Genomic DNA, 17,352 nt, shown 5'->3' on the forward strand with positions numbered 1-17,352 from the left:
CCCGGCTGTGAAAACGGAAAGGGCAATCTGCCCCGGAAGGCCCTGCGCCAGTCAAATGCGGACGGCGCAGGGCAGTTTGTCGATCATCTATTACTTGTATGAACCCGGCTTCGGCATTTCCGACAGCAGATCGGGCGAGAGCGTGCCGATCCAGGCGATCGGATCTTCGCCGACCGGCGGCAGAAGCTTGGCGCCATCATAGCGGACCATATCAGTCATGACCGGATAATCGACGCCATCGACAGTGGCCGTCGTACCGATCACCTGATCGACGATGCCGTCATTGTCGGAACGCAGGACGACGTCACCGGTCAGCGTCGTGAACGTGCCGTCCTTGAGGGCTGCGGCAACCTGATCCTTGCTCGGCCATTCGCCGCCATTGTCAGCAATCGCCTTTTCATAGGCCGCCTTCATGATCTCGAAGCTGTTGGCCATCTTCATCGACGGGAAGACCGGATCCTTGCCGAATTTTGCCCGGTAATCGGCGGCAAAACTGTCAGCGCCGTTGGCGGTGGCATCGGAGGAACGCCAGTAGCCATCACCAAGAACGCCGACGATCGCGCCATCGGGCATATCGACATTCTGCAGCGAGGATTCGCCCAGCGCGAACACCGCCTGGCTGGTGCGGAACAGACCGCGCGGGCTGGCCTGACGGACGAAGTTTTCCAGATCACCGCCCCAGAGGTTGGAGAAAATCACATCGGGACGGGCAGCAGAAAGGCGCGAAATTTCCGTCTGGAAGCTGGACGAGCCCATTTTGGGGAAGAGTTCCGCGACAATCTGAACATCGGGCTTCATCACCTTCAGCGTCGCCGTGACGATCTCGGCGGCATCATGGCCGAAGGAGTAATCCGGATTGATGATCGCGACGCGCTTCACATCGGGGTTCTTGTCGAGGAAGTAGAGAACATAGGCCATGAACTCGGCAACCGTGTTGCCGTTCGGGCGGAAGAAATAGGGATGATCGCCCTTCTGATAGAGCTGATGCGTGTCGCAGTTCCAGCCGATCGTCGGCATTTTCATCTGGTCGGCAATCGGCGCAAGTGCCAGGCAGTTGCCGGAAGAAAGCGCCGCAATCATGAAATCGGTGCTCGGATCTTCGCCGAGACGGCGATATTCGGAAATCACGCCTTCAGCGCCCTGCGCTTCATCGACATAGGTGGCCTTGATCGGAACGCCATCGATGCCACCGGCAGCATTGATCTCGTCAATAATGGTCTCAGCACCCTGCTGACCGGGGACGCCGTAAGCGGCAGGACCGCCGGACATGAAGGTGAAGACACCGACGTCGAGTGACTCCGGCTTGTCGGCAGCAAAGGCCGAGGTGCTGAGCGCAACCATGGCTGCGACCGTGACCAGCGACCATGCGCGAGGTGATTTTCTCATGGCAATTCCCCTGATTTTAAAAGACGTTACGGCATTCTCGACCAAAGCGTATCTTCACGGCGCACCTGCGGGAGCGAAAGTTTGAACGGCAAAAGAAAACGCTTGTGATATTTCACATACTGTTTATAGATTTGCAATTGTCAAGACAATTCGCACAAATCATTTGCACGTCCATTTTTTGGGCAGTGCACCAATCATTGATCCAAGGAACTGAAGCATGGTGCTAGCGATGACCGTCTCATCCGCCGCGGGCGAGAGGCCAACCGAAATCAAGATCGACACACTTGTCATTGCCGGATGGGCCGGCCGCGATAAAGAAGCCATGGAGCACCACATCCAGGAACTGGAAGCGCTTGGCGTTGCCCGTCCGAAGCAGACCCCGACCTATTACCGCGTGTCCGCATCGCGTCTGACGACAGCCGGGACCATCGAGGCCAGCGGCCGCGCCTCCAGCGGCGAGATCGAGCCGGTTATGCTTGCATCAGGCGGCAAGCTCTTTGTCGGTATCGGCTCGGACCACACGGATCGCGAGGCGGAAACCGTCGGCGTCACCGTTTCCAAGCAGATGTGCGAAAAGCCGGTCTCGTCGACCGTCTGGCCGTTTGACGAGGTGGCCGCGCATTGGGACAGACTGATCCTGCGCAGCTACATTCTCGAAGACGGCGCCCGCAAGCTTTATCAGGAAGGCGGCGTTGCAAACCTGCTTCACCCGAAAGACACGATGGCGAGATATACCGGCGGCACGCCGCTTGCGGATGGGACAGCCCTTTTTTGTGGAACTCTTCCGGCAATCGGTGGCATAAGAACCTCAGATCGCTTTGAGGGGGAAATCGAAGATCCGGTTCTTGGACGGACGATCACATTCCAGTATGCAATCAAGACCCTGCCGATTGCCGACTGAGAGCCTTCTCAAAAGCGGCGCACCCCGGCCAAGGCATCTCTGCCGCAGGTTTTCGACCTGCCGGGTTTAACTGACAATGTATGTTCGGAGAGCGAGAAACATGGCGCGAGCAGCGACAAACAGGTTGGACATCAAGGATGGCGCGATGCGCCGTCAGCCGCGTTTATCGCTCCGCGACCAGGCCTATCAGGTCATCAAGAGCAAGATTGTTTCCTGCGAGCTGAAGCCCGGTGAAGCCGTGACCGTTACCGATCTGGCCGATGCGCTCGGCATTGGCCGCACGCCGGTCATTCAGGCGGTCGACCGGCTGATGATCGATGGGCTTGTCGAGGTGATGCCGCGCAAGGGTGTTGTTGTCAGCCCGGTCTCGCTGGACGAACTGGTGGAGCTGATCGAGGTGCGCCAGATCAACGAAGCCCGCGTCAGCCGCTGGGCGGCGGAACGCATTCAGGACAAGCAGGTCAAAGAGTTGCGCGACAATCTCGACCGCATGCTGAAGGCGACCCAGAAACGCGAGCTGGGTCAGCTGATCGCCCTCGACAGAGCCTTCCATCAGGCCATTGCGCTCACGGCCGGAAACTCGATCATGACCGAGCTGCTCGGTAATCTGCATGACCGCGCTGTCCGCTTCTGGACGCTGTCGCTCAATGTGCCTGATCAGAACAGCCGCGTCTGCGACCAGCATGCCGAGATCATCGAGAAACTTGCCGCCCATGATCCGGATGGTGCCGAACAGGCGATGCTGTCGCATATCAACGCCTTCAAGGCCAACCTCTTCGACACGCTGATGAAGAGCTGACCGGTCCTCAGACCGGTCAGAACACGAGCCTGATCAGCGGCAGATCAGCTGCTCGACCTTCCTTGCCACGGCAAAAAGGCGGCGGTCCCCCATGGTCTCGCCCATCAGCATCAGCCCGACGGGCAATCCCGAAACCGGCAATGGCAGCGAAATGCCGCAGCGATCAAGAAAATTGCCGACCGTCGTGTTGCGCAGCGCGAGAATATTCTGGGCGCCATAATAGGCATCGTCGGCATCTAGCTCTGCCGTCACCGGCGCTTCCATGGCGACAGACGGCATCAGCACCGCATCATAGGGCCTGGTGATCGCATCCGCCCGGGCGATGATTGCCTTGCGCACGGCAAGGATATGCTCATATTCGCCGGGTTCCATCGTCTCGGCCTTCATGATGCGAATACTCACACGCGGATCATATTCGCTGCTGCGCGTCGCCAGATAGGCCTTGTGGATCGCAAAGGCTTCTGCCGCGATGATGCCACCATGCGCATTGAGGCCCGGCAGCTGCGCCAGATCTTCGATACGGATATGTTCGACCCTTGCACCGGCCTTTTTGAGGGCGCTGACCGCATCATCAAAGGCCGAAGCCACGCCCGGCGTCACATCATCGGTGACATAATTGTCAAGGACGGCAAAGCGCATCTCGCTGAGTGCGGGCACGTCCGGCAGGGTGGTCGCCTCACCCGCCATGATCGCATCCGTCAGTGCGCAATCATCCACTGAACGGGTGATCGAACCGATGGAATCGAGCGTCTGCGACAGCGGGAATGCGCCTGACGTCGGCACGCGCCGCCCGGTCGGCTTGAAGCCAACCAGCCCGCAGAAGGCCGCAGGAATACGGCAGGAGCCACCGGTATCGGTGCCGATGCCGATCGCCGCCATGTCATCCGCCACGGAGACGGCGGCACCGGAAGACGAGCCGCCCGGCACCCGCGAACGGTCCGCCGGATTGCCGGGCGTGCCGTAATGCGGGTTCATGCCGAGACCAGAATAGGCAAATTCGGTCATGTTGGTGTGGCCGATGATGACGGCGCCTGCCGCCCGAAGTCGGGCAATAGCCGGAGCGTCAGCGGCGGCCGCAGGTTCCTTCGCCAGAAGGGCGGACCCCGCCGTTGTTACCAGCCCCTTCACGTCAAACAGGCATTTGACCGAAACAGGAATGCCAGCCAGAGGCCCCAGCGTTTCGCCGGCCTTGCGGGCGGCGTCCACACGTCTGGCCGTTTCAAGCGCATCGTCGCCATTGAGCGCGGTGAAGACGCGAGCGCCCTCCCCGCTTTTGTCATTGATCCGCTCAAGGCAGGACGAGACCAGTTCGAAAGAACTGATCTCGCCTGCCTCAAGCTTCGAATTAAGTTGAGAAACCGTCACGCTCATTTGCTCTCGTCGTAATAGTGGATTTCCATCAGAACGCAGCCTTTTTCAGACTTGAACGGGCCATGATAAGCACCCGGCGGGCGGCATGCATAGGTGTTGGGCTCAAAGCTTTCGCCACCTTCACCATTTTCATCATTGCCGACGGTCAGATCGCCGGAGACGAGATAGACCTCTTCCCAATAATCATGAACAAAGGGCGCGGTGGTGAAGACACCCGGATCAAAGCGCAGAAGCCGCGTGCGATTGCCCTTCTTGTTTACCTCATCGAGATGACCGGCAAGGATCTTCTGCTTGATGCCCTCGGGATATCCGGGTGGCGGCGCCCAGCCATTCGGGCCCATATCGATCGCGTGGAATTCCTTATGTTCTTTTTCAATCGCCATTTTGTCTTACTCTGCTGCTGTGGAAATCTGATTAATCTCATCGTCAAGGCTGTAGCTGTCGAGCATGCGGTCAACCAGCCCGGTGCAGCTGTCCCAGTCGAAGGACCGGAAGGAATGCCCCTTGGTGACGAAGGTCGCACCGGCATAGAACATTTCATACTGCGTATGGCGTGAGGCAAATTCAGAGCCGACCGCATCCCAGGCCAGCTTGAAGAATTTCACCCGGCCCTCCGACGAGGTCGTCGGCGACTGCTGGGTCTTGCCGATCAGTTCACGCATTTCCGGATCGGCAAAATCCGAGACTGAAGACGGCAGCATGATCATGCCGCCACCCGCGAGATCACGCAGAACACCCATGATCTGGTTATACATCTGCTGGGTCAGAACCTGAGCCGCATAGAGCGTATGGCGGTCGGGAACGAAATATTCGCCATGCTGATGGCCCTTGATTTCCATGGCATGGACGAAGGCATCGACCATGGCGGACTGGGCGGCCAGCTGGCCAAGCGTTTCACGCACTTGCGGGAAGGCCAGAACACCATTGGTCTCAGCGGTGCGCCGCGCAATGCCCATCAGGAAGCGCATCTTCACCATCAGGCGGATCTGGGCCTGATAGTTCTGATAGACATGCGCGGGCGTGGCATGGAACTGCTTGAAGCACATCTGCGTGTCCTGATTGATGAAGACCCGATCCCACGGAACCTTGACGTCATCGAAATAAAGAACAGCGTCATTCTCATCGAAACGGCTTGCGAGCGGATAGTCGAAGACAGAATTGGCAGCCCCTTCATAGGACTTGCGCGACATGATCTTTAGCCCCTTGGCATTCATCGGAATGACAAAGGAAACGGCATAGGGTTCCTCGCCTTCGCGCAGCGGCTGAATGCAGGTCACAAAGACCTCGTTGGCAAGAATGCCGCCGGTCGCCAGCATCTTGGCGCCGCGGATCGTCAATCCTTCGCTGTCTTCATCGACGACACCGGCCGACAGGAAGGGATCGGCCTGCTCATTGGCCTTTTTCGAGCGATCGGCCTGCGGATTGATGATCACATAGGTGAGATAGAGCTCGTTGTCGCGGGCATAGGCATAGTAATCGGCAAGCGCCTTGGCGCGGGCCGGATCATAGGCCTCGAACACCTCCCGGCCCATATACATGCCGGCAATGGCGGAGGCGACGTGATCGGGCGCACGGCCGAGAAAACCACCATGCAGCTCGGTCCAGGCTTCCAGTGCCTTGCGGCGTTCAACCAGATCGGCATGGCTTTTCGGCAGCTGCCAGATACGGTTGGCGCGATCGCCGTTCGATCCCGGAATCTCGTAGGTCATCAAGTCGCGGTTTTCAGGTGCGGCCTGAAAATCATAGATCGAGGCCATGGACTGGACCGCATTGCGGAAGGACGGCGATGTCGTCACATCATCGACGCGTCCACCATTGATGAGAATGCGTCGCCCGTCCTGAAGGCTGGCAATATGCTGTTTCCCGGTTTTTATCATTGGTTGCTCCTTAAGAGGCAGATTTCAGTAGTGGATGGCGAGAGGCCAGGAAGGTGCCTCAGCCTGTTGTTTCTCGATGGTGGCATAGCGCCCGCCGGCAAACAGAAGCGGACGGCGATCGACGGACATGGCGTGGCGCTCGACACGGCAGATGAACAGGCGGTGGTCGCCGGCGTCGTATCTGTGGTCGACGCTGCATTCGAACAGGGCCGCCACGCCGGAAAGAACCGGTGCGCCATGAAGCCCGTCGCGATGGGCAAGCCCCAGAAATTTGTCACCCGGACGCGCGAAACGGTTGGAAAGTTCCATCTGGCTTTCGCTCAGAACATGGATCGCGATCCCTGTCGCGCGTTCCCATTGCGGCAGGCCGCGCGCCCGGCAATCAATGCTGAAAAGCACCAGCGGCGGATCGAGCGAGAGCGAATTGAACGAGGTCATGGTCATGCCCAGCGCCTCGCCATCAACACGGCAGGTCATGACGCAGACAGCAGTCGCAAATTGCCCGAGTGCCCGGCGCAGCGCCTTCTGATCGGTAATATCGATGCTCATGCCTTCTCCCCGGCTTCCTTGAGGAGCTGATCGGACAGCGCCAGCGCATCCTCCGCACTGTTGCGCAGTGACGAAGCGAGCAAACGCAACAGCGCGAAATTCTCCGCTGTTACCGGCGCGAACAACGAGTCGTTGATCTGTCGCTGAACCGGTGCAAGCTCATGCAGCAGCTGCTCGCCCTTTGCAGAAACGGAGAGCATGACGCGGCGCATATCCATCGGGTCAGGCTCTTTCTCAACCACGCCCATGGCGGCAAGCTTCTTGGTCTCAGACGCGACAAAGGTCGGCGTCAACGCCAGATGGTCAGCGACGCTGCCAACCGTCGCATCATCGCCGGCGGCAAGCTGACGGATGGTGATCAGGATCGTATATTGCGGACCGGTCAGCCCGATAAAGGCCGCAAAGCGGCCGCGCACCTGCTGCAGACGCGATGAAAATGCCAGCAGATCATGCAGCATCTGCCGGAATTGCACATCGCTCCCGCCCTCAATGAGGGCCGGTCGAGAAACGGTCAGCTCAGGCCTGGTTTGTGTTCCCATCATTTATCGCCTTGTGATATTTCACAAGAAAATTATTGAACTAACTTCATTATCTTGTCAAACGCAATTTTGATCTTTGTTATTTTTGTAGAATATTGATTAAAAACAGACACTTAATAAGATAAATCCAACCGCGTCCCGGCCGAATGACGGGAGACCGCAACTGAAAACTTCGCATGATTTTCAGCAAAGAAGGTTGGGATGGGCCGGCATCATTGCCCGCATTCACTGCCGCAACCAGCATCAGCAGGCGCGCTCGCGGAGGCTCCTGAGCATGAGATTGACGAGAACCGGTCGCCGCTAGAGCGCCGTGCATCCATTCGGATGCACGGCGCTCTAACTTATTGAATCTACGCATCGTTCTTTTCGAAAATCGATTCCGATTTTCGAGCCGATGCGCTAAGCCGGCGATGCGTCAGGCCCTGTCATCGATTGCCGCGACCTTGTCACCGTCCTTGACCGGAAGAGCCACCTTCATGCTGTGTTCTTCCGCTCTGATCAGCATTTCCCGTGGCGCGACAGAAACACCGGCCTCGCGGAACATCTGCCGGACCGCCTCATAGACCACGGCCCGCAAGGCGAACTGGGTTCCGGGAATGCATTTATAGACGAGGCGGACGATCATCGCAGTCTCATCGACAGAAATAATGCCGGAACTCTCGACCGGACCGGTCAGGTTTGCGCCATGAACCCTGTCTTCGAGCAGTTTCTCGTTCATCGCTGCCAGATGGGGTTTCAGCCGCTCGAGGTCGGTATCGAATGGCAGCCGGAAATCCAGCCACATGGCTGCCCAGTCGCGTGACTTGTTGGCAATCGTCTTGATCTCACCGAAGGGAATGGTGTGGATGGCACCGAGCGGATGGCGGATCTGCACGGAGCGGATCCCGGCGCGCTCGACGGTCCCGCTGGCGATGCCGACATCAACCAGATCGCCGACCCGCAGGGCATCGTCGGCGAGGAAGAAGATGCCGGAAATAATATCCTTCACCAGCGTCTGACTGCCCATGCCGATGGCGATGCCGACAATGCCGGCACCGGCCAGCAGCGGCAGGACATCGATACCGAGACTGGAGATCACGATGATCATCGTAATCGCGGCAATGGTGATCAGCAGCGTGTTGCGGATCAGCGGCAGAAGCGTCGCCACCCGTGCCTGGCGCGCAACATGCATCGCCTCGGTCGCATGGTCCGCATAGGCGCTGCGCAACAGCATCCTTCTTGAGCCGATCAGCACCAGATGCCAGGCAATATAGGCCAGCACCAGCGTGATGCAGAGCTGGGTCGCCGAAGGCAGGATCGCGGCGATTTTCGAATTGCTGATCCCCTGCCACGGACCGCTCCAGTTTCGCACCAGCGCCAGCAAGCCGACCAGAACAGCGCCCGACTGGCCAATCCGCGCAAAGAACTCGATGAAGGTCGGCATATCTCCGGCAAGCGGCGCGCCCTTTCCTTCCTCGATCAGTCGCCAGCGGCGTGCACGTTCGCCCGCCTCGGCTCTCGCCGCCCAGTCATCCATCAGCAGGCAGGCCACCACCATGGCCAGCAGGATCATGAAGCTGAGCACGGCAAGCGAACCCGCCTGCGGCCGGTTGAGCAGCAGCAGGATCGAGGTGAAGAACCACGAAAGGCAGATGTAGAATATCGCAAACAGATGCCATACGGCGCTCAGCGACTTCCAGCCGAGGCCCCGGCTGCGTCCTTGCGGATCGGTCGCCAGGATCGCCGCTATCGCCTTGCGGTTCGAAAGGCAGGCCCCCATCAGCAACAGTGCCACGACCGAGCGCGATAACAGCGCAAGCGTCAGCGTCTTGTCGGCCGACATGCCGGCGGTTGAAAGCAGGGTGGTCGTCGCCAGGAAGAACAGCGCCAGTCCGAAAATCACCACCGATTGCCAGTAAAGCCTGCGGGCCGAAACATCGGACAGTGCAACAATGCGCATTGACGGATGATGCGGGGCAAGCGGAATACGTACAAGAAGCGCGAAGCCGCGCATGATCAGAAAGGCACCGAGATAGGATACCACGAAAAGCTGCGCACCGGGATCGCCCTGAACGCTCATCAGCAATGGCCAGCCGCCGACAAGCGCAAATATGACGATCGCAACGAAGTCGCCAGACAGATGGATCGCGCGTTCGACCGGACCGCTTTTCGTGAACCCTCGCCGCATCTTGCGGAAAATGAAGCGGAACAGAACCTCCGCCACTGCACCCGCACCAAGGCAAAGAAAGGCCCTGAAAAGAATGGCCGAGAGGCTGAAGCCTTCATCATCGAGAAGGCGCAGGAAAGCGGCCGTTTCCGCCGGAAACCCGGCAATTCCGGCAACCAGGCTTTCAAGCCTGAGTGCAGCCGCAGTCGCATTTTCGGTCAGAAACGAGAAAATCGTTCCGAGCCGCTCCATCGCCGAGGCGGCATCCTCGCCATCAGCGGCCTGGCCTGCCGACAATGTTGCGGGCAAAAGAGCTGCAGCAAGAGCAATGGCAGCGCGGCGCATCATCATATCTCCAGCGTTACGGTGTGGCAGAGCTTCGGGCAAAGGCAGCATCGCGCGGCAGCACCCGCCAGCGATAGCTGTCGACCCAGACATCGGAGAGCGAGCCGCCAAGCCCCAAACTGCCGCGTGTCCGGCCACGCCCTGCAGCATCCTCAAGGATCCCGCTCAGCGCCGATTTCGCATCAGCACCGCGTGTGCCCGCAGAGCTACCGCAATTTTCAAGAACATTGCTCAGATTGAGCGCTTCGGCATTTTCCTCAAGCTCGCTGACCAATACATAAAGCCGCTCATAACCCGCCGAATAGGGTACGGGGCCGAGGCAGTCCGAGCACATCACCATCGGCGCGCCGAGTTCACGCATGGCGGCATCCCCCTCAACCAGCTCATAATCGACATGAACGCAATATTGCGCATCGATGTGAATGCGATTGACGTCCCTTTGACCATCGCGCGAGCCGCTTGCGCGAAACCGCAGGAGATCGCACTGCTTGAGATCATCCATGCCCTCAAGCGGCTGAAAGCCTGTTTCCCGCATCGCGCCAAGCGCGACCTTGCACTCGCGCCGCGGATTGATCGTGGAGCCGGGCGGATCGAGAACCGTGATATCGCTTGGATTGCGCTCGGCATCAACGACGACAGGTGACGGGTTGAACGGGCTGGTCTCTTCGCCGAGCTGATCCAGCGTATGCGCCAGACGCTCGGCTTTCAGGATCCGCACAAGCAGCGTCCCAAGTGCCGCGTCATCCTGCGCAAGAGAGAAGGAAAGGCCCATCGGCTCGTCTTCGATCAGGGCGGAAGGGCCGAACCAGAGCTGGTCGTCCTTCAGGATCACCTGAACATCAAACACCGGATCGCCAAGCGCGACGCCAATACCGCTGTCGCGCGCGGCCAGGGCCACGGCAGTTCTGAGACGGTCAGCCACCGGGGAAGCAGGCTCCAGCGGTTGGCCGGTCGCCATATCGAGAACGGAGGAGAACCGGACCGTCAGATTGACCGGCGAAAGCTCGATCTGGGCAAAATGCGCATCGGCAGGCAGGCTGCCATCAAAGGCACACAGCGTCTTACTGTCGGGAACGCAATCCTGCGAGACCGGGCGCAGGTAAGCGCGCCGTGGCTCTGCCTCCTCGACCTGGGCATAGCCGATGACGGCATCTTCGGGATCGGCGATATCACCGATCAGCGCGACCAGAGTGCCGACATCAAAGCCATGCAGCAGGCCGGCCTCGACCGTATCACCGTCGACGAGATAGCGGGCGGGGCCGGTATAGCCGGCATTGCCGAATACCGGATCATCAATCATGTCACCTTCCCAGAGCGGGGTCTGGATCGCCGCCATGCCGAAACCACCCCCCTTGTTGAGATCAGACAGGATCGCCTGAAACAGCTGCCGGTAGGTGAGGCTCTGCCGGGTTTCCAGCCGCGCGGCAAGCGCTGCGGAAAACAGACCGAACCACTGGCTATCGTCACCCGCCGCGCCATGGCTCATATCCACCTCGCGCGCGACATCATTCGACCGCGTGGCATAAAAGGCGAGAAACCGCCCATCGCCATCCGCTTGCCGGATCGGATCAGGACCCGCATCCGCAGCACGTTTCGCAACCATCCTGGCCTGGGAAATATCAACACCCAGAACCCGAGGATCAACCTCGCGGGTGGCAATGTCGGTTTCAAGCGCACGGGTGCCGCTGCCCGAATGGCAACTGTCCATCACCAGGAACACATCGGCACCGCTTGCGCGCACCAATGCCACCAGATCTCCGATCTCGTCATCAGAAAGGGCATTGGGAACGATGCCGCTGCCATCGTCGGAGAGACGTGTGTCGGAGGGCAGAAAGATCTCATCCAGACCGTCCGTCTCATCGCCGCTGACATCAATCTCGCGCGAGCCGTGCCCACTGAGGTGAATATAGACCTGATCGCCCTTTTCTGCCCGCGCCGCCAGCTGCGTGAAAGCATCAATGATGGCCGCATGGGTCGGCCTTACCGCAGCGCCAGGCATGTCCCCCAGCAATTCAATATCAGTAAAACCGACCTTCTCGAGGACATCGCTCATCAAAAGCGCATCATTGGCCGGCCCGCGCAGGTCGGGAATATCGGGATCATCATAAGATGAAACGCCAATGATCAGGGCACGCTGCTCCGCATGGGCAGCACATGTGCCAAGAATGAGAGATAACAGGCACAATCTTAATCCACCCCACATGGCTGCGGTCCCCGTTCAACAGCGGCCACCCCTGGGCGGCAATTCAAATTCAATGTGAAAACACAACTATCACAAACAGATATTATGTTTACTTCCCTCGACCGGAAGATAGACTGGCTCTTTATAGACCGTCAATTTCAAAGGCCGTGAAAATGCGTCTCGCACAAATCGTATTGCTGTCATTTCTGTCAACATGCGCCTTCGTGCCCTTTCCGGCCTTAGCGCAGCAAGTATCGCCCTTCGATCCGGTCGGTTTCGAGATTACACTGTCAGGCGTTACTGATCCGACCGAGAGACTGACCCTGATTGATGCGGCAATCGCTCAGCTTGAGGCCGACAAGACACCGGACCTGGAAGTCTATTTCGACTTGTCCGAGATGCGGCTTGATCTATTGCGCGCGGCGGACCAGACGCTTCTTGCCGCCAAAGCCGCCGAAGGCCTTGCTGATTTTGCCACAAGCCGCAGCGCCGAGATCGATCGCAACCCCCTGCCCTATCTCGACCTGGCGGCCGCTCTTTACACAAAGGCGGAGGCCTATCGCGAAGCCCTGCGGGTGCTCGACAAGGCGATCGACTATCGCACGAATGGCGGCCAGTCCGGCCAGCCGATTGCTGATCTGATCGCCCGCAAGGCTGAGATCGCCACCCTGCGCGGTGATCAGGCCAGTGCCGAGCGCTTCAGACAAATGGCGGCAGCAGCGCTGAAACCGGTTGAAGCCGGCGCACGTAGCGCAGATGGCGAAGGCGGGTTCAGTGCCGTCAACGTCTTCTACGCAACGGACCGTGCCAGAACCGGAAACAACGACCCGGCCGATTTCTACGGCTACGGCCGCGGCGATCTCGAATATGGCGTCGTCACGGTGACGATCCCCAAGCAGCACGTTCCCGGCGCGATCGAGACACCGTCGATCTGGAAACTCGAATTCGGGCCATCTCCTGCCAAGCATGTCATGGTGGAAAAAGTCGATCCGCTCGATGTGAATGACTATTTCTCCCGCATGAACAACGAACTTGAACATCGCGAACGCAAGGAAATCGTCGTGTTTGTCCACGGCTTCAACACGCGCTTCGATGCGGCCGCCAAGCGGGCAGCCCAGCTTGCCTATGACATGGATTATCGCGGCTTACCGGTGCTTTATTCCTGGCCATCGGCCGGCCAGACCATGCGCTATGTCGCCGATACTGCCGTGGTGCGCCTTTCCGGCCGGAGGCTCGCCTACTTCCTGGAGGATCTGCGCAACCGCTCCGGGGCCGATACGATCCATATCGTCGCACATAGCATGGGCAACCGCGCCCTCACCGATGCGCTTGAAATTCTGGCGCTGCGCAACGGCGTGGAAGAGGGTGACGCGCCATTGTTCGGCCAGGTTTTCTTCGCCGCGCCCGATGTCGATGCCGGACTGTTCAAGGAAATGATGAAGACCGTTCATCCGATCGCCGAGCGCCTGACGCTCTACACCTCGCATAATGACTGGGCGCTGGTTGCCTCGCGCAAGCTTCATGGCGATGCGCCGCGTGCCGGTCAGGGCGGTGCAACGGTTGCAACCGACCAGCTGTTCGACACGATCGACATGTCCGACCTCGGCGAGGACATGCTCGCCCATACCTATTTCGCAGATGACAGTTCGGCGCTTGCCGATATTGTCTCACTGATCTGGAAAAACCCGCCGCCGGATGTGCGCTGCGGCATGAACAGGGATATGACGGAAACCGGCCAGATCACCTGGAAATATCAAAAAGGCGGCTGTTTCGACAAGATGATGATCGGCATGATCAGCCATCTCTGGGATCAGAACAGCATCACGCCGGCAGATGTGAGCAATCTCGTCGGCCGTCTGGTCGTCGACAAGGCGGAGGCCAGCGCGCTGGAAGGCAGGCTCGACACCTATATCGAGCCACAACCATAAGGTGCTGGTGTCATGCGCATCCGCCATCGCGGTCAAGCGTCCTCAGCCGCCAGCAGCAAACTCACAGGTCTGCGTCATGCCGTGATTCTGGCCAGCCAGCTCTGTCTTGCCGTGCTGGTGCCAGCTCCAGAAACACCGGCAGCGGCGCAGACGCAGGATCAGACCTCCGGCACGCTGTTCGAGACGTTTCAGGACCAGTGGCAGACAGAGGACTTTGCCGCCGCCGCGATCACGATGGAAGCGATCATCGCAGACAATGATGCCGCCGGAACCGGCAATATCATGGAACGGGCGACCCTCGCCTACTATCATGCACTGAGTTATCTGCGCGCTGAAAACACATTGGCCGCGCTCAACGCCGCACAGGCGGGCCTGTCACATCAGCCGCCCCTCACGTCGAAATATCCCGAGCTTAACTTCATCGCCGGCTGGGCAGAGAGCCGCCTCGGCTTCTTCAGCGCAGCAGCAGGTTCCTTTTCAATCGCAGCGGATCTGGCGGAGGCTTATAACGCGAACGGATCCGGTCAGTATGATCGCGCAACAATTGCGGCATGGCGGCTGCAGCAGGCCTACTATGACAGCCGCGCCTTCACCGTACAATCGGCCGAAAACACCATCGACCCGCTGCGTGCCGCGATCGCCGCCGACGCGACGATCCGCGGTGCGCCAAATGACCAGGCCAGCTATCTTCTGGCGCGCGCGCTGAATGCACAGGGCTACGAGATCGAGGCGCGATCCATCTATCTGCGGCTTGCCGCTGAGGCAGTGGATTCCGTCGCCGCGATGTCGCTTGGCCGGCTTGCCATTCTCGAAAGGGAGCTCGGCAACAGGGCGGAAGCGAAGCGAACGGCTGAAGCGGCACTTGCCAAGGACAGCGGGCTCGAAACGGCACGTAAAGCCGTCATGACCAGCCTCATAGCGCTTTCCGGCCCGCCCGAGACGCTGGAAACGGGGCTTGAGACCGCCGTTCAACAGGTCGCCGTAATCGGCGCGATCGGTGAAAAGACCACCTATGAAGACATGCTGGACGTGATCGATATCGTGATGCTGATGATCGATCGTCTGGCCGCCATGGACGAAGTGGATCGGCAAACGGCAGAAACCGTCAGCGCGACGCTCGGCCTTCTTTCCGCCAGTGCGCCATCCTTCGCGTCTGATTCTTTTGCCCAGCATCGCGTGGCGGCGATCCGGCTCAAGCTCGCCGGCATTCTTGAAGCGCTTCAGGATCGCGACCGGGCCCGGAACCTCTATACCGAAATCTTCCTCTGGCCCGGGGCAACATCACTGGAGCAGGCCAATGCCCAGGCCGGGCTCGGGCGTCTCGGGATCATCGCCGAGGGCGATCTCCGCGATGACCTGATGACCCGCGCCAGCTTCTTCACACAGGCGGCGGGCTACGCAGAAAGCTTTCTGGAGACCATCCCGGCCCGTCAGGAGGAGCTTCAGGCGACGCAGGTTTCCCGGCTTTCCGGCATTCTGCAACAGGCTGTCGATACGGAATATGACCTTCTGGACAGCGCGCTGATCACCGGCCCCGATGGCGCCCCCAATGTTGATGCACTGGGCATTCAGACCGGCCCCTATGTCTTCCCCTTCGCGCTCACGCCGGGCGATGGCTACGCCGCGTCTGCCAGCGAAGGCCTGCGCGCCCGGCAGCTCGAAACCGCTTTCCGGCAGATCCAGATCGCAAGACAGAGCACCGCTGGCCGCGCCATTGCAGCCATGACCGCACGCATGAGTGCGGGATCGGATGAACTCGCCGCGCTTCTGCGTCAGCGCGACGCCATCATCGCTGAGCGAAGCCGCATTCTCGGCCTTGCCGGCAGCAAGGACCTGGACCGCTTCAACCTGCTGGCCGATATCGAACGGCAGCTCGATGCCGTCGAGGCTGATCTCGATCAGCGCTACCCGCAATTTCGCGACCAGATTGCCATGCGCCCGCTCACGCTTGCCGAAACGCGCAGCCTCTTGCGGCCGAATGAGGCGCTGGTGACCTATATGGTCACCGAGGCTGGCCTGCATGTCTTCATCATCACGCCCGACAAGGTGGTCTGGTACCGCTCGCCCCTCGACCGGCAATGGCTGACCGATACCATCGAGACACTGCGCCGGACACTGGATCCGAATGGCCCTCTGCGCGGCCCCACGCGTGGCGCCATGGCGGCAGGTTTTCTCGATGACGACGCCGCGGAGGCGGAGCCCGGACGTTTCGATCTCGGCCTTGCCCATGCCCTCTACAACAAGGTTCTTGGCCCCGTCGCCGCACTTCTGCCGCCGGAGCAGACACTGCTGATCGTGCCCGATGGCGCTTTGCAGGCGATCCCCTTTGCCACCATGGTCACCGAAGCGCCCGATGAAACCGTAACCGGACTTGCCCGTTTCAGAGCCGCCCATTGGGCCATCCGCGACCACGCCTTTGCCACCCTGCCCCTGCCCTCGACCCTGCGCGCGCTTCGCAACAACGACACGCCGCCAGCGCCCCGTCATTCCTTTGTCGGGATCGGCGATGCGAAATTCACCCAGGATCCGAAATGGCTGCGGCTGGCGCAACTGCCCGAAACAGGCTTCGAGCTCGAAACACTGAACGCCATCATTGCCGACGACAGCGGCAGGCTGCTTTTGCAGGATGCTGCCAATGAGGCAATGCTTGCCGAAACCGATCTGCGCGACACGGCCGTTCTAGCCTTTGCGACCCACGGGCTGATGGGCGGCGAGGCGCGTGGCCTCACCGAACCGGCACTTGCACTCACGCCGATTGATCCCGGCGTTTCCGCCATGTCCGGCGCGCGCGACGGGCTCTTGACGACCGGCGAAATTGCCGAACTCGACCTCAATGCGGACTGGGTTCTGCTGTCTGCCTGCAACACGGCGGAAGGCGCTGATGGTGAAGGCTCGGAAGGTCTCTCCGGGCTGGCGCGGGCATTCTTTTATGCCGGCGCGCGCCGGCTTGTCGTCTCCCACTGGGCGGTGCAGAGCGATGCGACCGTGGCGCTGACGACGGGCATGTTTGCAGCGCTGACCGATGCCGCACGCGATGAAACCATGACGGCGGATCAGGCGGACAGCGGCGCCATCGCCCTGCAGCGCTCGATGCTGAAACTGATCGACGATGCGCCCGATCCGCAATGGACCCATCCCGGCATCTGGGCGCCCTTCGTCACCATCGGCTGGTAACGCAACACACTGTGATCAAGGCTTCCTGACCGACACATCAGGCCCGCTCTATCACCCCGGCATCAGAACCGGTAACCGAGCCGGATGGAGCCGACATGGGACTGGTAGCCATCGGCGAAGCTGCCGTCATATTCGAGCTTCACCTGCAATCCGTG

12 protein-coding genes are annotated in these 17,352 nt (G+C 60.0%); 4 read left to right on the forward strand and 8 right to left on the reverse strand.

The window, feature by feature from the left end; all coding sequences use genetic code 11:
* Positions 1-90: 90 nt before the first annotated feature.
* Entirely contained in the window at positions 91-1,386 is a 1,296-nt protein-coding gene (locus HCK86_RS15355; protein WP_176085342.1) for an ABC transporter substrate-binding protein, read from the reverse strand.
* 217 nt (positions 1,387-1,603) lie between these two features.
* On the opposite strand from HCK86_RS15355, the gene HCK86_RS15360 reads away from it, so the two are divergent.
* Complete coding sequence (locus tag HCK86_RS15360; protein WP_176085343.1) at positions 1,604-2,287, forward strand: DUF2848 domain-containing protein; 684 nt, start codon at positions 1,604-1,606, stop codon at positions 2,285-2,287.
* Positions 2,288-2,387: 100 nt separating this feature from the next.
* Entirely contained in the window at positions 2,388-3,086 is a 699-nt protein-coding gene (locus HCK86_RS15365; protein ID WP_176085344.1) for a GntR family transcriptional regulator, read from the forward strand.
* Positions 3,087-3,119: 33 nt separating this feature from the next.
* On the opposite strand, the gene HCK86_RS15370 is transcribed toward HCK86_RS15365, so the two are convergent.
* The 7 genes from HCK86_RS15370 to HCK86_RS15400 all read right to left on the reverse strand — a co-directional run bounded on the left by HCK86_RS15370 (position 3,120) and on the right by HCK86_RS15400 (position 12,098).
* Complete coding sequence (locus HCK86_RS15370; RefSeq protein ID WP_176085345.1) at positions 3,120-4,457, reverse strand: amidase; 1,338 nt, start codon at positions 4,455-4,457, stop codon at positions 3,120-3,122.
* Positions 4,454-4,840 (reverse strand): cupin domain-containing protein, encoded by a 387-nt coding sequence (locus HCK86_RS15375; RefSeq protein WP_176085346.1) that lies wholly within the window; start codon positions 4,838-4,840, stop codon positions 4,454-4,456. The genes HCK86_RS15370 and HCK86_RS15375 overlap by 4 nt, the downstream gene beginning before the upstream one ends.
* Positions 4,841-4,846: 6 nt before the next feature.
* Complete coding sequence (locus tag HCK86_RS15380; RefSeq protein ID WP_176085347.1) at positions 4,847-6,334, reverse strand: 4-hydroxyphenylacetate 3-hydroxylase N-terminal domain-containing protein; 1,488 nt, start codon at positions 6,332-6,334, stop codon at positions 4,847-4,849.
* A 24-nt stretch (positions 6,335-6,358) separates the two neighbouring features.
* Positions 6,359-6,883: a flavin reductase family protein gene (locus tag HCK86_RS15385; RefSeq protein WP_176085348.1), complete on the reverse strand. Its 525-nt coding sequence runs from the start codon at positions 6,881-6,883 to the stop codon at positions 6,359-6,361.
* Positions 6,880-7,341, reverse strand: a complete 462-nt coding sequence (locus tag HCK86_RS15390) for a MarR family winged helix-turn-helix transcriptional regulator (RefSeq protein ID WP_176085349.1) — start codon at positions 7,339-7,341, stop codon at positions 6,880-6,882. The genes HCK86_RS15385 and HCK86_RS15390 overlap by 4 nt, the downstream gene beginning before the upstream one ends.
* 496 nt (positions 7,342-7,837) lie before the next feature.
* On the reverse strand, positions 7,838-9,916 hold the full coding sequence (locus HCK86_RS15395) for a mechanosensitive ion channel domain-containing protein (protein ID WP_176085350.1): 2,079 nt from the start codon (positions 9,914-9,916) through the stop codon (positions 7,838-7,840).
* Between the two features lie 13 nt (positions 9,917-9,929).
* Complete coding sequence (locus HCK86_RS15400) at positions 9,930-12,098, reverse strand: caspase family protein (protein ID WP_176085351.1); 2,169 nt, start codon at positions 12,096-12,098, stop codon at positions 9,930-9,932.
* A gap of 170 nt (positions 12,099-12,268) precedes the next feature.
* On the opposite strand from HCK86_RS15400, the gene HCK86_RS15405 reads away from it, so the two are divergent.
* The gene (locus HCK86_RS15405; protein ID WP_176085352.1) at positions 12,269-14,023 is read left to right on the forward strand and encodes an alpha/beta fold hydrolase; all 1,755 of its coding nucleotides are present in this window, start codon (positions 12,269-12,271) and stop codon (positions 14,021-14,023) included.
* A gap of 12 nt (positions 14,024-14,035) precedes the next feature.
* Positions 14,036-17,197 (forward strand): CHAT domain-containing protein, encoded by a 3,162-nt coding sequence (locus HCK86_RS15410; RefSeq protein ID WP_176085353.1) that lies wholly within the window; start codon positions 14,036-14,038, stop codon positions 17,195-17,197.
* The last annotated feature ends 155 nt before the right edge of the window (positions 17,198-17,352 follow it).

It is taken from the genome of Martelella sp. HB161492, assembly GCF_013184775.1.
GTDB lineage: Bacteria > Pseudomonadota > Alphaproteobacteria > Rhizobiales > Rhizobiaceae > Martelella.